General features: G+C 73.1%; 15 protein-coding genes. 7 read left to right on the top strand and 8 right to left on the bottom strand.

Annotated features, from left to right (window positions below):
* Positions 1–3: 3 nt before the first annotated feature.
* Positions 4–882, bottom strand: a complete 879-nt coding sequence (locus O2W20_RS15300; RefSeq protein ID WP_269171322.1) for an SRPBCC family protein — start codon at positions 880–882, stop codon at positions 4–6.
* A 133-nt stretch (positions 883–1,015) separates the two neighbouring features.
* Between O2W20_RS15300 and O2W20_RS15305 the strand changes: the two genes are divergently transcribed.
* From O2W20_RS15305 to O2W20_RS15320, 4 genes are all read left to right on the top strand, one after another.
* Positions 1,016–1,465, top strand: a complete 450-nt coding sequence (locus O2W20_RS15305) for a cupin domain-containing protein (protein ID WP_269171321.1) — start codon at positions 1,016–1,018, stop codon at positions 1,463–1,465.
* Between the two features lie 42 nt (positions 1,466–1,507).
* Entirely contained in the window at positions 1,508–3,187 is a 1,680-nt protein-coding gene (locus tag O2W20_RS15310; protein ID WP_269171320.1) for a DUF885 domain-containing protein, read from the top strand.
* Between the two features lie 392 nt (positions 3,188–3,579).
* The gene (locus tag O2W20_RS15315) at positions 3,580–3,843 is read left to right on the top strand and encodes a WhiB family transcriptional regulator (protein ID WP_269171920.1); all 264 of its coding nucleotides are present in this window, start codon (positions 3,580–3,582) and stop codon (positions 3,841–3,843) included.
* A gap of 107 nt (positions 3,844–3,950) precedes the next feature.
* Positions 3,951–4,964, top strand: a complete 1,014-nt coding sequence (locus tag O2W20_RS15320) for an NADPH:quinone reductase (RefSeq protein ID WP_269171319.1) — start codon at positions 3,951–3,953, stop codon at positions 4,962–4,964.
* Here the strand turns inward: O2W20_RS15320 and O2W20_RS15325 are convergent.
* Positions 4,961–6,496: a helix-turn-helix domain-containing protein gene (locus tag O2W20_RS15325; protein ID WP_269171318.1), complete on the bottom strand. Its 1,536-nt coding sequence runs from the start codon at positions 6,494–6,496 to the stop codon at positions 4,961–4,963. The genes O2W20_RS15320 and O2W20_RS15325 overlap by 4 nt on opposite strands.
* A gap of 144 nt (positions 6,497–6,640) precedes the next feature.
* Between O2W20_RS15325 and O2W20_RS15330 the strand changes: the two genes are divergently transcribed.
* Both O2W20_RS15330 and codB read left to right on the top strand, forming a co-directional pair.
* On the top strand, positions 6,641–7,144 hold the full coding sequence (locus tag O2W20_RS15330) for a nucleoside deaminase (protein WP_269171317.1): 504 nt from the start codon (positions 6,641–6,643) through the stop codon (positions 7,142–7,144).
* Positions 7,141–8,436, top strand: coding sequence for a cytosine permease (codB, locus tag O2W20_RS15335; protein WP_269171316.1), 1,296 nt, complete (start codon positions 7,141–7,143; stop codon positions 8,434–8,436). The genes O2W20_RS15330 and codB overlap by 4 nt, the downstream gene beginning before the upstream one ends.
* Positions 8,437–8,532: 96 nt before the next feature.
* On the opposite strand, the gene O2W20_RS15340 is transcribed toward codB, so the two are convergent.
* From O2W20_RS15340 to O2W20_RS15365, 6 genes are all read right to left on the bottom strand, one after another.
* Positions 8,533–10,863, bottom strand: a complete 2,331-nt coding sequence (locus O2W20_RS15340; RefSeq protein ID WP_269171315.1) for a LamG-like jellyroll fold domain-containing protein — start codon at positions 10,861–10,863, stop codon at positions 8,533–8,535.
* A 186-nt stretch (positions 10,864–11,049) separates the two neighbouring features.
* Positions 11,050–11,301: a Txe/YoeB family addiction module toxin gene (locus O2W20_RS15345; protein WP_269171314.1), complete on the bottom strand. Its 252-nt coding sequence runs from the start codon at positions 11,299–11,301 to the stop codon at positions 11,050–11,052.
* Positions 11,298–11,543 (bottom strand): type II toxin-antitoxin system Phd/YefM family antitoxin, encoded by a 246-nt coding sequence (locus tag O2W20_RS15350; RefSeq protein WP_269171313.1) that lies wholly within the window; start codon positions 11,541–11,543, stop codon positions 11,298–11,300. The genes O2W20_RS15345 and O2W20_RS15350 overlap by 4 nt, the downstream gene beginning before the upstream one ends.
* A 39-nt stretch (positions 11,544–11,582) precedes the next feature.
* Positions 11,583–12,743 (bottom strand): acyl-CoA dehydrogenase family protein, encoded by a 1,161-nt coding sequence (locus O2W20_RS15355; RefSeq protein ID WP_269171312.1) that lies wholly within the window; start codon positions 12,741–12,743, stop codon positions 11,583–11,585.
* Complete coding sequence (locus O2W20_RS15360) at positions 12,740–14,734, bottom strand: acetyl-CoA carboxylase biotin carboxylase subunit (protein WP_269171311.1); 1,995 nt, start codon at positions 14,732–14,734, stop codon at positions 12,740–12,742. Before O2W20_RS15360 ends, O2W20_RS15355 begins: the two co-directional genes overlap by 4 nt.
* 55 nt (positions 14,735–14,789) lie before the next feature.
* Positions 14,790–14,975: a hypothetical protein gene (locus O2W20_RS15365; RefSeq protein ID WP_269171310.1), complete on the bottom strand. Its 186-nt coding sequence runs from the start codon at positions 14,973–14,975 to the stop codon at positions 14,790–14,792.
* A gap of 98 nt (positions 14,976–15,073) precedes the next feature.
* Between O2W20_RS15365 and O2W20_RS15370 the strand changes: the two genes are divergently transcribed.
* Positions 15,074–15,604 carry a ferritin gene (locus O2W20_RS15370; protein ID WP_269171309.1) on the top strand — a complete coding sequence of 177 codons (531 nt, stop codon included), beginning with the start codon at positions 15,074–15,076 and terminating at the stop codon, positions 15,602–15,604.
* Positions 15,605–15,639 lie beyond the last annotated feature (35 nt).

Consider the following 15,639-nt stretch of genomic DNA (forward strand, 5'->3'; position numbering starts at 1 on the left):
AGGTCAGCGGGGGTGGCCGCCGGCGATCATCGGCTCCTCGCCGTCGTCCCGCCCGGTCGTCGTGCCGTCCTCCTCGGCCGGGGTGACCCGGGCCCCGCCTTCGGGCTTCTCCACCACCACCTCGGCCTGCACCACCTCGGCCTGCACCGCCTCGGCCGGCGGTGTGGCGGTCACCGGCGGCGGGACGGCCGCCGGCTGGGTGGCGGCCACCGGCGGCGAGGCCGGCACCTCACCCGACCGCTCGGGCTGGGCGCCGCTCTCCTCGGACTGCGACCCGCTCTTCGAGCCGGCCATGGCCGCGCCGGCGGCTGCCGCGCCGGCGACCGCGGCGGCCCCGGCGACGACGGCCTTCGCCGAGACCCCGGCCTTGCCGCTGTCCCCCCGGGAGGACGCGGCCTCCTCGACACCGGGTGTGCCGGCGCCCATCCCGGGCCGGACCGACCCGCGCCACGCACCGCTGGCGTAGCCCTCGTCCTCGATCAGGTCCTTGAACTTCTTCAGGTCGGACTTCACCTGCCGGCTCACGATGCCGAGCTTGTCGCCGGCCTGCTCGACCACGCCCTCGGGCTCGTACTCCAGGGTCAGGTGGACGATCGTGGAGGCCGGCCCGGCGGGCTCGAACCGGACGGCGCCGGCGTTGGTCGCACCGCTGGTGGCGGCCCAGGCGATCTTCTGGTCCGGGACCTGCTCGAGGATCGCGGCGTCCCACTCCCGCTTCACCCCGGCGATCTCGGCGACCCAGTGCAGCCGCTGGTCACCGTGCTGCTGGACCTCCTTGACCCCGCCCATGAAGTGCGGGAAGTCCTCGAACTGCGTCCACTGGTCGTAGGCGGTGCGCACCGGGACGTCGACCTGGATCGACTCTTCGACCTTCGTGCTCATCGTCGTTCCTCCTCGTAGCAGGACGTGCTCTGGCTCACCCCCTACCCGGTCACGCCGTGGATGCACGTCCCGTCCACCGGGAGGCCGATTCGGTGAAGATGGGGACGACGTCCCGATCCACTGGAGGAGCACCGTGACCCGATCGCAGCAGGACACCCCCGACGACTGGCACCAGCCGCTGCGGCACGTCCGCGCCGGCGAGCTGTCCGAGGAGACCGCGCAGACCTCCGGCATGGCGCGGCGGGAGGCGATCTCGGCGGTGTCGGTCGGGGCACAGCGGCTCTGGATGGGCGAGACCCACGTGCCTCCGCACACCGGCTCCGGCGACCACCACCACGGCGACTCGGAGACCGCGATCCACGTGCTGCGCGGCCATCCCGTGTTCGTCTTCGCCGTGCACGGCGAGGAGGTGCGGCTGCAGACCGGGCCGGGCGACTACGTCTTCGTGCCCCCGTACACGCCGCACCGCGAGGAGAACCTCAGCGACGAGGAGGCCGTGGTGCTGATCGCCCGCAGCAGCCAGGAGGCGATCGTGGTGAACCTGCCCTCGCTGCTGCCGCAGAGCAGCGGGGCCGACGACTGATCTCGGCTGCACGGGAGCGGGGGCGCAGCTAGCGTCCCCGGCGTGAGCGAGCCCGTGCGACCGCCGTCCCCCCTCGACCAGCTGGCCGACCGCTTCGTCGACGCCTACGCCGCCGACCAGCCCACCGTGGCGACCTACATCGGCGTGCCCGGGCACGACGACCGCTGGCCGGACCTCACCCCCGGCGGGCAGGCAGCCAGCGCCGAGCTGCTGCGCCGCACGATCGCCCAGGTGCAGGCGATCGAGCCGGTCGACCGGCGGGACGACGTCGCCCGCAGCGCGATGCTCGAGCGGCTCGGCGCCGAGCTGGCCCTGCGCGACGCCGGCTGGACGCAGGCCGCGCTCAACAGCATGGAGAGCCCGCTGCAGGACTTCCGCACGCCGTTCGACCTGATGCCGACCGAGACCGAGGACGACTGGGCCACCGTCGCCCGCCGGCTGACCGCCCTCCCCGAGGCCGTGGCCGGCTACGTGGCCGGGCTGATCGATGCCGCCGACCACGGCCGGGTCTCCGCGGCCCGCCAGGTGCGGCTGGCCGCCGGCATCGCCCGCCGCTGGGCCGGTGCCGCCGGGCGGCCCGGCTTCTACGCCGAGTTCACCGGCCGGGCCCAGGTCGGTGATGCGCTGCGGACCGACCTCGCCCGGGCCGTGGCCGGGGTGGACGCGGCGCTCCTGAGCTTCGCCGACACCGTCGAGCGCGAGCTCCTCCCCCGCGCACCGGAGGCCGACGGCGTCGGCCGCGAGCGGTACGCCCTGGAGTCCCGGCTCTTCACCGGCGTGGACCTGGACCTGGAGGAGACCTACGCGTGGGGGTGGGCCGAGCTGGCCCGGGTCGTCGCGGAGAAGCGTGCGGTCGCCGAGCAGATCGCCCCCGGGCAGGGCATCGCCGCGGCGATCGCCGCCCTGGACGCCGACCCGGCCCGGCAGGTGCGCGGGCGGGACGCACTGCAGGTCTGGCTGCAGGACACGGCCGACCGGGCGATCGCCGCGCTGGACGGCGTGCACTTCGACGTCCCGGGCCCGGTGAAGCGGATCGAGGGCCGGCTCACGCCCACCTCCGGCGAGGGCGTCTACTACACCGGCCCGACCGAGGACTTCAGCCGGCCGGGCCGGATGTGGTGGTCACTGCCCGACGGCGTCACCGACATGACCACCTGGCGGGAGACCACCACGGTCTTCCACGAGGGCGTGCCCGGCCACCACCTGCAGATCGGGCAGACCGTCCACAACGCCGCCCTGCTCAACCGCTGGCAGCGGCTGCTGTGCTGGTGCTCCGGGCACGGCGAGGGCTGGGCGCTGTACGCAGAGCGGCTGATGGGCGAGCTGGGCTTCCTGGACGACCCGGGTGACCGGCTGGGCATGCTCGACGCCCAGGAACTGCGGGCCGCGCGGGTCGTCCTGGACATCGGCGTGCACCTGGACCTGCCGATCCCGCCGGGCCGGGCCGCCGGTGACCGCTGGACCTACGACATCGCCCTGGACTTCCTCCGCACGCACGTGGACATGGAGGACGCCATGCGGGTGGACGAGCTGCACCGCTACCTGGGCTGGCCCGGCCAGGCGCCGTCCTACAAGGTCGGCGAGCGGGTGTTCCTGACCTGCCGCGCGCAGGCCGAACAACGCGCCGGCGCGGCCTTCGACCTCAAGGGCTGGCACCGCGACGTCCTGGACCTCGGTCCGCTGGGGCTGGGACCGCTCGCTGCCGAGCTCGCCCGGTTCTGACCTCGCCGGACGGGTGGACGAACGGGGTCCGGTTCGTCCAGATCGTGCGGTCCCGGCCGATCTCGATCTGGACGAACCGGATCCCCCCGGTGGGCAGAACCTGACCCTGGACACGGCGTGTCGTGCCGATCTCCACATCCTCCTGAGGTCAGTGGGACAGCAGTGACTGACGGGGTCCGGCGTCATCTGCCCGACATTTGACGCCTGGGGAACCACCCCCGTGTAATTCCCCTCGACGTCACCGACGGTGACGAAACGGCAACCGCAACCGCGGGACGCCGGAACGAGACGCAGGGGGACGCATCGTGATGGCTGACGTGACGTGGATGAGCGACTACCGGACTGCTGCTGCCGAGACGGCGCCGGTCACCTACGGCCAGGACGTGCTGGGCATGGCCGACGTCTTCGACGCCGGCTTCCCGGGCATGGACACCGAGGACCAGAGCTGGCAGGAGCGCGCGCTGTGCGCCGAGACCGACCCGGAGGCGTTCTTCCCGGAGAAGGGCGGCTCCACCCGCGAGGCCAAGAAGATCTGCACCGGCTGCGACGTCCGCGCCGAGTGCCTGGAGTACGCCCTGACCATGGACGAGCGCTTCGGCATCTGGGGCGGGCTCTCCGAGCGCGAGCGTCGTCGCCTCCGCCGCCGCGCCAGCTGACGAAGGACCCTCCTGCCCCCCACCACTCGCAGGCTCGTGGCGGGCCCCTGCAGGAGGGCCGATGACCGTCGATGGTGAGACCGGCAACCTGCGGGTAGCAGGGGATCGTGCGAGCCATCACCTACACCCAGCCCGGCGGTCCCGACGTCCTGCAGCTCGTCGACCGCCCCACCCCCGACCCCGGTCCCGGTGAGGTGCGGGTGCGCCTGGCCTTCTCCGGCGTGAACCCCACCGACTGGAAGTCCCGCAGCACCGCCCAGCCCGGCCCCGACGGCCAGGTGCCCAACCAGGACGGCGCCGGCACGATCGACGCGGTCGGCGAGGGCGTCGACCCCGTGCTCGTCGGCGAACGGGTGTGGATCTGGGAGGCCGCCTGGCAGCGGCCGCACGGCACGGCGGCCGAGTACACCGTCGTCCCGGCCCGGCAGACCGTGCTCCTGGGCGCCGATCCCTCCTTCGAACTGGGCGCCGCGCTCGGCATCCCCTTCCTGACCGCGCACCGCTGTCTCACCATCGCCGAGTCGCTGCCCGACCGGCTCTCCCCCGGCTCGCTGAACGGCCGCACCGTGCTGGTGCAGGGTGGCGCCGGCGCAGTCGGCAACGCGGCTGTCCAGCTGGCCCGCTGGGCCGAGGCCACCGTCATCGCCACGGTGAGCTCCCCGATGAAGGCCCAGCTGGCCGCGCGGGCCGGTGCCGACCACGTCATCGACTACACCTCCCAGGACGTCGTCGCCGAGGTCCGCAAGATCGCGCCGAACGGCGTCGACTCGATCGTGGAGGTCTCCGCCGCCCAGAACGCGGCCGTCGACGCCCAGCTGGTCGCGATGCACGGCGCGGTCGCCATGTACGCCGACGACGGCGGCGCCGAGGTGACCGTCCCGGTGCGCTCCCAGATGGTGCCCAACGCCCGCTGGCAGTTCGTGCTCGTCTACACCGAGCCCACCCGGGCCAAGGACATCGCCGTCGGCGACGTCAACGCCGCGGTGCTCGACGGCGCGATCCGGGTCGGCGAGGACGCCGGGCTGCCGCTGCACGTCCACCCGCTCGCCGAGACGGCGGCCGCCCACCAGGCAGTGCAGGACGGCGCCGTCGGCAAGGTGCTCATCGACGTCACCGCCTAGCCAGACCCCGGCCGGCGACGTCGCGGGTGCTGCTGGGCGATCCGTGCGTCCAGCAGCGCGCGGGCGCTGGTGGCGAGGACGAGGTGCTCGTGGGACGTCGGGTCGTCGACGGGGCGCCCCAGGAGCACCTCGATCCGGGCCAGCCGCTGGTAGAGCGACTGCCGCTGCACGTGCAGCGCCTCGGCGGTCCGGGTCTTGCTCCCGCCGTGCCGGAGGTGGACGGCCAGCGTCTCCACCAGGTCGCTGCCGTGCGCGGCGTCCCAGCTCAGCAGCGGCGCCAGCGCGTCGTCCACCAGCAGGGTCAGCGCCCGGTCGTCCAACCTCCCCAGCAGCCGGAACAGGGCCAGGTCGCGGGTCACCGCGGTGCCCCGGCCGAGCAGCGTGGCCACCGGCAGGGCGTCGTGCGCCTCCCGCAGCGACCGGCCGGCGTCGGCGACCGGCACCTCCGGCCCGACGGTGGTGACCGCACCGGCCGACGGCAGGGCGCCCGCGAGCCACCCGGCCGGGTCGGGCCGGTCCGGGGCGGGCGGCACCGCGACGAGCCCCACGGCCTCGCCCCGGACCCGGTCGGCGAGCAGTTCCAGGTCGTGGGTCACCGCCACGCGGGTCCAGGTGGCCAGCACCTGCCGGGGATCAGGCGAGGACGCGGCGATGCCGAGCACCCGCGCGTCCGGCGAGGGGTGGAAGCGCGCCAGCCCGGCGCGGACCAGCAGCTCCCGCACCCCGGGGACGGCGTCGGCGAGCAGGTCGGCCAGCAGCGGCGCCGCCAGGTCCCCCGGCGACCCGGTGCCCGACTGCCCGACCGCCACCGCCGCCACGCTCGCCAGCCGGGCGGCCAGCACCCGCAGCCCGGGCAGGTCGGTGCCGGGCCCCGGACCCAGGAGCACCGACCCCCAGTCGACGTCCCAGATGCGCACCGGCGAGCTCGCGGCGGGCCGGCGGAGCAGCCGTTCGGTGGCCCGCTGGTCCCGCACACCCGCTGCGGCGACCACCTGGCCCGACCGGGTGACCAGGGCGGCCGGGCCACCGGTCGCGGCGGCCGCGCAGCCGACCACCGCCGGGGTGCCGCCACCGGCGGCCAGCTCGGCGTGCACCTGGTGCACCACCTGGTCGGCCATCCGCAGCCGGGGTGCGTCGGCGTGCAGGATCGCGCCGTTGGCCTCTTCGGAGATGCGGATGAAGGGGACGACCTGGCGCAGCAGGTAGAGCGGCAGGCCCTGCCGGGCGGCCTCGTCCAGAATCTCGCCCGGCAGGTCGGGCAGCGACCGGCCCAGCTCCATCGCGACCGCCGCCACCCCGCGTGCGGCCAGCTCGCGGACCCAGTGCCGTCGGGCACCGGCGTCCGCCCCGGCCAGCCCGAGGCCGGTGGTGAGCAGCAGGTCCCCGGCCGAGAGCAGGGGGCCGATCTCGTAGATCTCGCTGGAGTGCACCCAGCGGACGGCCGCACCGAGCTGGGCGGGCGGGACGGCGACCTCCGGCCTGGCCTGCCGCACCGACGGCAGCAGCAGGAACTCGGCCAGTGTCAGCGCCACGAGCAGCCTCCGGGCTGGACAGATCGTCAGGGACCGGGGCGATGATCCCTGACGGTCTGCTCATTGCCCAGCGGTGTCGGCAGGGCGACCCTCGTGCCGAGCCCGCCACCGCGCGGCGCCGGCGCCACGAGGAGGACCACGCAGATGAGCCCCACGCAGCACGAGCAGGACCAGGACCGCGCCTGGCTGGCGGTGGCGCTGGAGGAGGCCCGAGCCGGGCTGGCCACCGGCGGGGTGCCGATCGGTGCGGCGCTGATCGGCCCGGACGGCGAGGTGTGGGGCCGCGGCCACAACCGACGGGTGCAGGACGGCGACCCCTCCGTCCACGCCGAGACGGCGGCATTCCGGGCGGCCGGCCGCCGGCCCTCCTACCGCGGCACCACGATGGTGACCACGCTGTCCCCCTGCTGGTACTGCAGCGGGCTGGTGCGCCAGTTCGGCATCACCCGGCTCGTCGTCGGTGAGGCCCGCACGTTCTCCGGTGGGCACGACTGGCTCGCCGAGCACGGCGTGGAGGTCGTCGTCCTCGACGACCCGGGGTGCATCGACCTGATGACCGACTTCATCGCCGCCCAGCCCGCACTCTGGAACGAGGACATCGGCGAGGACACCGCCGCTCCCCACGCCGGGACGGAGGCAGCCCGATGAGCGCCAGCACCAGCCGCCGGGCGGAGTCCCCGGCCGACGCCGTCGACCCGGACTACCCGATCGACCCGGTGCCGACGTCGGCGCGCCGGTCGCTGTTCTCGCTGTCCGTCGTGCTGCTCGGGTTCACCTTCTTCACCCCGACGATGCTGGCCGGTGCACAGATCGGGGCGGCCTTCCCGGCCACCAGCCTGATCTGGGTGCTGCTGCTGGGCAGCGCCGTCCTGGGCGTCTACGTCGGTGTCATCGGCGGGATCGGCGCCCGCACCGGGCTGACCACGGTGATGATGTGCCGCTACACCCTCGGCACGCGGGGGGCGAAGCTCGCCTCGCTGCTGCTCGGCGGCACCCAGGTCGGCTGGTACGGGGTCACCGTCGCCACTCTTGCCCAGCTCACCGCCAGTGCCCTCGGCTGGGAGGGGCGCGGGCCGGAGGTGGCGCTGATGGTGGTCGGCGGCGCGGTGATGGGCGCGACGGCCTACTTCGGCTACAAGGGCATGTACGCCCTGTCGCTGGTCTCGGTCCCGCTGCTGCTCGCGCTGGCCGGGTGGGTGACCTGGCGGTCGCTGGAGGAGGTGGGCGGCTGGAGCGGGCTGACCGCGATCGTGCCGACCGAGACGATGACCGTCGCCGTCGCGGTGACGATCGTCGTCGGCACCTTCGCCTCCGGTGGCACCCAGGCGCCGAACTGGACCCGCTTCGCGCGCACCCCGTCGGCGGGCTTCTGGGCCTGCCTGATCGCCTTCCTCCTCGGCCAGCTGCTGATGCTCGGCTTCGGGGCGATCGGCGCCGTGGCGTTCGGCGAGGGCGACTTCGTGCTGGTGCTCTACCAGCTCGGCCTGGTCGGCTGGGGGCTGGTCTTCCTGGTGGCGAACCTCTGGACGACCAACGACAACACGGCCTACAACTTCGGCGTCGCCGGTGCCGAGATCGCGAACTCGCGGTCGAAAAAGCCGTTCGTGGTCGGGGGCGTCGTCCTGGGCACGCTGCTGGCCGTCACCGGCATCTACGACAACCTCATCGACTACCTGGTCTGGCTGGGCATCCTCGTCCCCCCGCTCGGCGGCGTGGTGATCGGTGACTTCCTGGCCCGGTGGCGGGGTGGGATGACCGGGGCGACGGCGCTGCTGCCCGGCGTCGAGTGGCGCAACCTGGCCGTCTACGTGGTGGCCTCGCTCGCCGCCTGGGCGAGCAACGAGGCCGGCTGGGGCATCCCGCCGGTGATCGGCGTGGTCGTGGCGGTGGTCGGGGTGCTGGCCGTGCAGCGCGGCCGGCGCCCGGCCCCGGTCGGCTGAGCCCGGGGCTCGGACCACAGTGGGGGGTGCGGACCGTGGTCCGCACCCCCCACTGCGTTCAGCGGCCGGCTCGGTGCCGAGCCGAGCGCCCGGGGATCACCGGCCGGCGACGGTGAAGGAGACGGTCACCGGATCGGCCGACCGGTCGCCCATGGACTGCCGCGCGACCAGCTCGTGCGTGCCCGGGCGCAGCGTCCCGAGGTTCGCCCGCCAGACGCCGTCCGCGCCGACGGTGACCGTGCGGTCGATGTTCGCCTGCACCGTGACGGTTGCCCCGGGCGTGCCGGTGCCGCTGGCCGTGACCGTCCGCGACAGGGTCGCGTCCGGCGCCGGGGTGGTGACGGTCAGCCCGTCGAGGTCCACCCGTGCGGTCAGCCACTCGTCCTGGCCGATCGGGTGGTCGACGACCCGGGTCTCCCCGATGCAGCCGTTCCAGCCGTTGGTGGCCTGGTCGTCGACCCAGTCGGCACCGAACAGCCACGGCATCGCGCCGTCCAGGCCGTGGCCCACGGTGTCCGAGGCGTTCCGCAGCACCGGCGCGCCGTCGACGTACATGGTCGTGGTGGCCGTCGCCGGGTCGTTGACGACCGCGACGTGCACCCAGGTGTCGACCATGATCTCGCCCGACCACGCGGTCCGGTCACCCTTGGCGGTGTCGATCGGCACCTCGGTCCACTGGAACTCCTTCAGGTTCGACAGGCCGAGGGCCACCGGGGACGCCGTCCAGTCCCAGCGGGTGCGCGGCACGCCGATCTCCGAGCGGTTGCCCGACCGCACGATCGCCTTCATCCAGGCGTTGTCGCTCTGGGTCCAGCTGTCGTCGATCTTCAGGAACGTCTCGACGGTGTACCCGTCGGCCAGGGCAGCGGTGTTCACCGGGGCGTCCGACCGGGTCGTCAGGTAGCTGTACCGGTCGGTCTGCTTGCTCGAGTTGGCGAAGCAGACGGCCGCACCGTCGGAGGAGAACGGGTTCGCGTCGTCGGTGAACCGCACGTCACCCAGCTGCGCCGTCGGCGACCCGGACTGCGCGATCGGGACGCGCATCAGGTTGTTCCGGTTGTTGCCGGCGACGTCGCGGATGACCCCGCCCTGGGCGACCACGCCGTTGCGCCCGTTCATCCGCCAGTGCGCCAGGGTGCCCTCGACGACCGGGTAGTCGCTCGTCGAACCGGGCAGCGAGGTGGTGATCGGGTCAGGGGCGACGAAGCCGTCGAGCAGGATGTCGCGGGCCGCCTGGGTGAGCGACGGCTCGTCCGCGGAGCCCGCGGTGAACGCCGGGTTGAACCCGGCGAACCGCTGCTCGAAGTCGATGTCCACGGTGAACTGCTGGCCCGGGCCCTCCAGGAACGCCTGGTCGTAGGAGGTGAGCTTCTCCTGCGGCTTGGCGACCACCCACGGCGAGCCGGTCTGCACCGAGATCGTGTCGTTGGTCAGGTCGAACTCGAACAGCCCGAGGTAGCCGTTCCCGCCCTCGTAGGCCATCTGGTAGTCCATCAGGACCTGGGTCACCGGGTGCCCGGCGTCGTTCTGCTTGACCAGCTGCGTCGCGCCGTGGAAGTGGCCGTTCAGCGTCATGAAGATCTGGTCGTTGCCCTTGATGAGCTGGTCCCACAGCCGCAGGCCGTACCCGGTCTCCTGCGGGGAGACGCCGTCGTCCTGGATGCCGATGATGTCGTGCGAGGTGAGGATGACCGGCACGGTCGGGTGCTGGGCCATCACCTCGTCGGCCCAGCGCAGGGTGGCGTCCGAGGCCCGCCAGGACAGCGCCAGCACCATGAACTGCTGACCCTCGGCCTCGAACACGTGGTACTGGTTCATCCCCGTCGGGTCGCTGCCACCGTAGGTGGACTGCTCCGCGGCGCGGTCGGGGCCGAACCAGCGCAGGAAGGGCTCGGCGGCCAGGTCGTACTGGTCGTCGAACCAGTTGCTCGCCGAGTTCCGGACGTCGTGGTTGCCGGCCAGCACCGAGTACGGCAGGTCGGCGTCCTCCAGCGTCTGCATGGCGGCGTCGGCGGTGCGCCACTCGCCCTCTTGGTTGACCTGGTCGACGACGTCGCCGAGGTGCGCGACGAACGGGATGCGCAGCTCGTCGGCGTGCTCGGCCAGCCACTCGGTCTGAGCGGCGAAGGGGTTGTTGCCGTCGCCGTAGCGGTCGGGCCGCTCGAACTCCGACTCGGCGTAGCGGGAGTAGAACTGCGTGTCCGGCAGGACGGCGAGGGTGAACCGGGAGGCCGGCTCGGTGGCGGCCGCCGCCCCGGGTGCCGCCTCGGCCGGTGCGGCCGCCGCCGGGCCGGCGGTGACCAGGCCACCGGCGGTGGCGAGACCGGCGACCGTGGCCGCCACCCCGACACCGGCGACGGCGCGCAGGCACGCCGTCCGGGTGGGGCTGGCGCCGCGGGGGGCGGGCCGTGATCTGAGCAGGTGCATGGGAGGTGCCCTTCGACGGTGCTGGGGCGGTGGGTGGTCCCACCGCCCCAGGCACGCTGTCGAGCGGCTGTGGCCGACTGGTGTCCGCGCTGTGTACGCCGCACCAGCCGGACGTGAAGCATCTAGATCAACTTCCCGACCCGGGACGTACCGGAACGGCGACGCCCTCAGTCCAGGCGCACGGGGTCAGTAGTGGTAACGGGCCTGGAGGACGACGAGGTCGTCGCCCTGCACGGTGTAGACGAGCCGGTGCTGCTGGTCGATCCGGCGCGACCAGCACCCGGAGAGGTCTCCCCGGAGCCGTTCGGGCTTGCCCGCCCCCGCACCGGGATCACGCGTGGCCTCGTCGAGGAGGCGGTTGATGCGGAGGAGCACCTTCCGGTCTCCCACCCAGCTGGTGTAGTCCTCCCACCCGTGGGTGGTGAAGACGATCCTCACGGGATGAGCTCGTGCGGCTCCACTCGGCCGACGGCTGCCTCGGCGAGGCTCTCCCGGAGACGCCGGGCGTTCTCCGGCGACTGGAGGAGGTGCACCGTCTCCTTCAACGAGTGGTACTCATCCGCGGAGACGAGGAACGCCGTCCCCTTCTTCGACACGATCTCCACCGCGACCTGGTCGTCGTTCACCTCTTCGATGAGCGGGAACAGTCGTTGACGGGCTTCGCTGGCGGTGACGGACACGAGACCTCCATCGGCAAGTGGTACGAGAAACTGTACTACTCAGCCGAGGCCGAGGGAGCGGGCGATCAGCATGCGCTGCACCTCGCTCGTCCCCTCGCCGATCTCCAGGATCTTGGCGTCCCGGTAGAACCGGCCGACCGGGAACTCGGTCATGAACCCGTACCCGCCGTGCACCTGGGTGGCGTAGCGGGCGTTCTCCATCGCCATCTCCGAGCTGTACAGCTTGGCGATCGAGGCCTCCCGCTTGAACGGCTCGCCGCGCAGCATCTTCTCCGCCGCCCGGTAGTAGGCCAGCCGCGCGGTCGAGGCCCGCACCTCCATGTCGGCGATCATGAACTGCACCGCCTGGTTGCGGCCGATCGGCTGCCCGAACGCCTCCCGCTCCCCGGCGTACTTGACCGACTCGTCGACGCACCCCTGGGCCAACCCCACGGCCAGCGCGGAGATGGCGATCCGGCCCTCGTCCAGGATCGACAGGAACTGGGCGTACCCCCGCCCCCGCTCCCCCACCAGGTTCTCCGCGGGCACCCGGCAGTCGCTGAAGGCGAGCTCGCGGGTGTCCGAGGCGTTCCAGCCGACCTTCGCGTACCGCTTGCCGACGGCGAACCCCGGGGTGCCCGACGGCACGATGATCGCGGAGATCTCCTTGCCGCCGTCGGGCTTGGTGCCGGTGACCGCGGTGACGATGACCAGGTCGGTGATCTCGGTGCCGGAGTTGGTGATGAACGCCTTCGAGCCGTTGATCACCCACTCGCCGTCCTCGAGCCGGGCGGTGGTCTTCGTGGCCCCGGCATCGGAACCGCCACCGGCCTCGGTCAGCCCGAAGGCGCCCAGCGCCTCACCGGCGCACAGCCGGGGCAGCCACTGCTGCTTCTGCTCCTCGGTGCCGAACCGGAAGATCGGCATCGCGCCCAGCGACACCCCGGCCTCCAGGGTGATCGCCACCGAGCTGTCGACGCGGGCCAGCTCCTCCAGCGCCACGCACAGGGTGAAGTAGTCACCGCCCGAGCCGCCGTACTCCTCGGGGAACGGCAGGCCGAACAGGCCCAGCTCGCCCATCTGCCGCACGATGTCGGTGGGGAACTCGTCGCGCTCGTAGAACCCGCCGATCTGCGGTGCGATGACCTCCACGGCGAACTCGCGGACCACCTTCCGCAGCGCCTCGGTCTCCTCGTCGAGCCGGTAGTCCAGCACGGTCATTCCTCCTCGCCGGGCGCCGGTGGGGTCACCACGGCCACCCGCTCGTCGAGCCGGACCGACTGGCCGGCCGTCACCGGGAGCTCGGTGACCGTGCCCGCGAGGGGGGCGGTCAGCACGTGCTCCATCTTCATCGCCTCGACGACCAGCAGCGGGGTTCCTGCCTCCACCTGGTCCCCGAGGGACACCTGCACGACCGTGACCGTGCCGGGCATCGGTGCCGACACCGCACCATCGGACCCGGCCGTCGTCCCGGCCGTCGCCAGCCGCTCGTGCTCGCGCAGCCCGACCGTGTGCCCGTCGCCGGCGAGCCAGACGGTCCCGCCGGCGTGCACCACCGTGTAGCGGGTGGTGACGTCGTCCAGGGTCACGCTGAGCTGGTCGCCGTCCCGGGCGACCCGGGCGGCCATCGGCTCGCCGTCCCCCACCCGCACCTGCGCGGCGGTGGTGCGGCCGCACACCCGGACGGTCACCGGGTCCGCGCCGGGCGCCTGCAGCCGGCGGACCGTCCAGGCCGGCTCGCCGAGCCGCCACCCGGAGGTGTCCGCCCACGGGTCCACCACCGCACCGCGCGGCTCGGCCTCCGCCAGCAGTGCCAGGGCGGCTGCCGCGTGGACGTGCGGCGGGGTCGGGCGGGCACCGGTCAGCGCGTCGCCGCGGCGCTCGATCAGCCCGGTGTCCAGCCGGCCGGCGACGACGTCGGGGTCGGTCAGCAGGTCGCGCAGGAAGCCGGTGTTGGTGGCCACCCCGAGGACGGCGGTGTCGCCGAGTGCGGTGACCAGCCGGGCGCGGGCGGTCTCCCGGTCCGGGCCCCAGGCGATCACCTTGGCCAGCATCGGGTCGTAGTCGGTGCCGATGACGCCGCCGACCCGCAGCGAGCTGTCCACCCGGATGCCGGCGCCGGCCGGCTCGACCAGCCCGACGACCTCCCCGGCCTGCGGCAGGAACCCGCGCGCGGGGTCCTCGGCGTACACCCGCGCCTCGATGGCGTGACCGGTCAGCCGGACGTCGTCCTGCCCGATCGGCAACCGCTCACCGGCCGCCACCCGCAGCTGCAGCTCCACCAGGTCCAGCCCGGTGACGCACTCGGTGACCGGGTGCTCGACCTGCAGCCGGGTGTTCATCTCCAGGAAGAAGAAGTCCTGCGGGGAGTCGGCGTCCACGATGAACTCGACCGTGCCGGCGCCGGTGTAGCCGACCGCCCGGGCCGCCTCCACCGCCGCCGCACCCATCGCCTCGCGCTGGGCCTCGGACAACAGCGGGGACGGCGCCTCCTCGATCACCTTCTGGTGCCGGCGCTGAAGGCTGCACTCCCGCTCGCCCAGGTGGACGACCGTGCCGTGGGTGTCGCCGAAGACCTGCACCTCGATGTGCCGCGAGTGGCCGAGGTACCGCTCGACGAGCAGCGTGTCGTCGCCGAAGGAACTGCGGGCCTCACGACGGGCACCGGCGATCTGCTCGGCCAGGTCGGCCGGCTCGCGCACCACCCGCATGCCCTTGCCGCCGCCGCCGGCGCTGGGCTTGAGCAGCACCGGGAAGCCCACCTCGACCGCGGCCCGGGCGACCGCGGCGTCGTCCATGCCCGGCTCGGTGCGGCCCGGCACCACCGGCACCCCGGCCGCGGCGACGGTCTGCTTGGCCCGGATCTTGTCGCCCATCGCCTCGATGGCGGCGACCGGTGGACCGATGAAGACGATCCCGGCCTTCTCGCAGGCGCGGGCGAACTCCACGTTCTCGGAGAGGAAGCCGTAGCCGGGGTGCACGGCCTGCGCGCCGGTGCGCCGGGCGGCGTCCAGCACCCGGTCGATCGACAGGTAGCTCAGCGTGGCCGGCGCCGGGCCGATCGGGACGGCGATGTCGGCGAGCCGGGTGTGCAGCGCGCCGGCGTCGGCCTCGCTGTGCACCGCGACCGAGCGGATGCCCATCGCCCGCAGCGTCCGGATGACCCGGACGGCGATCTCCCCGCGGTTGGCGACCAGGACGGTCTCGAACACGGCTTAGCACCCCCCACGGGAGAGGCCAAGATCGCGCTTTTGGCCCCAGGCGGGGTCAGGCTGCCTTGCGGGTGCTCTTCGCGAGGGCGACGTCGGCCTTGGTGGCCTTGACCAGCCGGCGCTTCTTGACCGTGTAGCCGGGCGGGAGCGTGCCCTCGGCGAGCGCGCGCAGCGGACAACGACCACACCGCGGCTTGTCGACGCAGCACTTCTTCTTGGGCATCTTCGCCGACTTCCCCACGCGGTGAGGTTAGCCATGCCTTGCCGACCCGTCCACGGGTACGGCGTGTCGCCCGCTACCGTTCCAGGGACGTCACCTTGCGACCTACAGGAGTCCCGATGGCCGCCGATGCCTTCATCGACCTGCTCAACGCCCAGATCGGCCACGAGTTCGCCGCCCACCAGCAGTACGTGGCCTGCGCCATCTACTTCGACGAGCTGACCATGCCGCAGACCGCGCAGCTCTTCTTCGACCAGGCCGGCGAAGAGCGCGACCACGCGATGATGATGGTGCGCTACCTGCTCGACGCCGACGCCCCGGTCAAGATGCCCGGCATCGCCGCCCCGATCACGGAGTTCGCCGACGTCGTCGCGCCGGTCGCCCTGGCCCTGGAGCAGGAGAAGCGGGTCACCGAGCAGATCAACCAGCTCACCGCGGTCGCCCGGCAGCACAACGACTTCGCCTCCGACCAGTTCATGCAGTGGTTCATCAAGGAGCAGGTCGAGGAGGTCAGCAAGATGAGCGACCTGCTCGCCGTCGTCCGCCGCTCGGCCCACGACGTGGAGCAGATCGAGGACTACGTGCTGCGCGAGGTCAAGCCCGAGGGCACCGACCCGATGGCCCCCGCGATCGCCGGCGCCGCCGGCTGACCCCGTCGAGGGGCCAAAGTCGCGATCTTGGCCCC

It is taken from the genome of Modestobacter sp. VKM Ac-2982, assembly GCF_026967935.1.
In the GTDB taxonomy this organism is placed as follows: Bacteria; Actinomycetota; Actinomycetes; order Mycobacteriales; family Geodermatophilaceae; genus Modestobacter.

Bases quoted from the DNA above. Each gene is read 5' to 3' on its own strand.
- O2W20_RS15300 (WP_269171322.1), bottom strand. From the start codon at position 882: ATGAGCACGAAGGTCGAAGAGTCGATCCAGGTCGACGTCCCGGTGCGC.
- O2W20_RS15315 (WP_269171920.1), top strand. From the start codon at position 3,580: ATGGCCGACGTCTTCGACGCCGGCTTCCCGGGCATGGACACCGAGGAC.
- O2W20_RS15330 (WP_269171317.1), top strand. From the start codon at position 6,641: ATGAGCCCCACGCAGCACGAGCAGGACCAGGACCGCGCCTGGCTGGCG.
- codB (WP_269171316.1), top strand. From the start codon at position 7,141: ATGAGCGCCAGCACCAGCCGCCGGGCGGAGTCCCCGGCCGACGCCGTC.
- O2W20_RS15340 (WP_269171315.1), bottom strand. From the start codon at position 10,863: ATGCACCTGCTCAGATCACGGCCCGCCCCCCGCGGCGCCAGCCCCACC.
- O2W20_RS15355 (WP_269171312.1), bottom strand. From the start codon at position 12,743: ATGACCGTGCTGGACTACCGGCTCGACGAGGAGACCGAGGCGCTGCGG.
- O2W20_RS15370 (WP_269171309.1), top strand. From the start codon at position 15,074: ATGGCCGCCGATGCCTTCATCGACCTGCTCAACGCCCAGATCGGCCAC.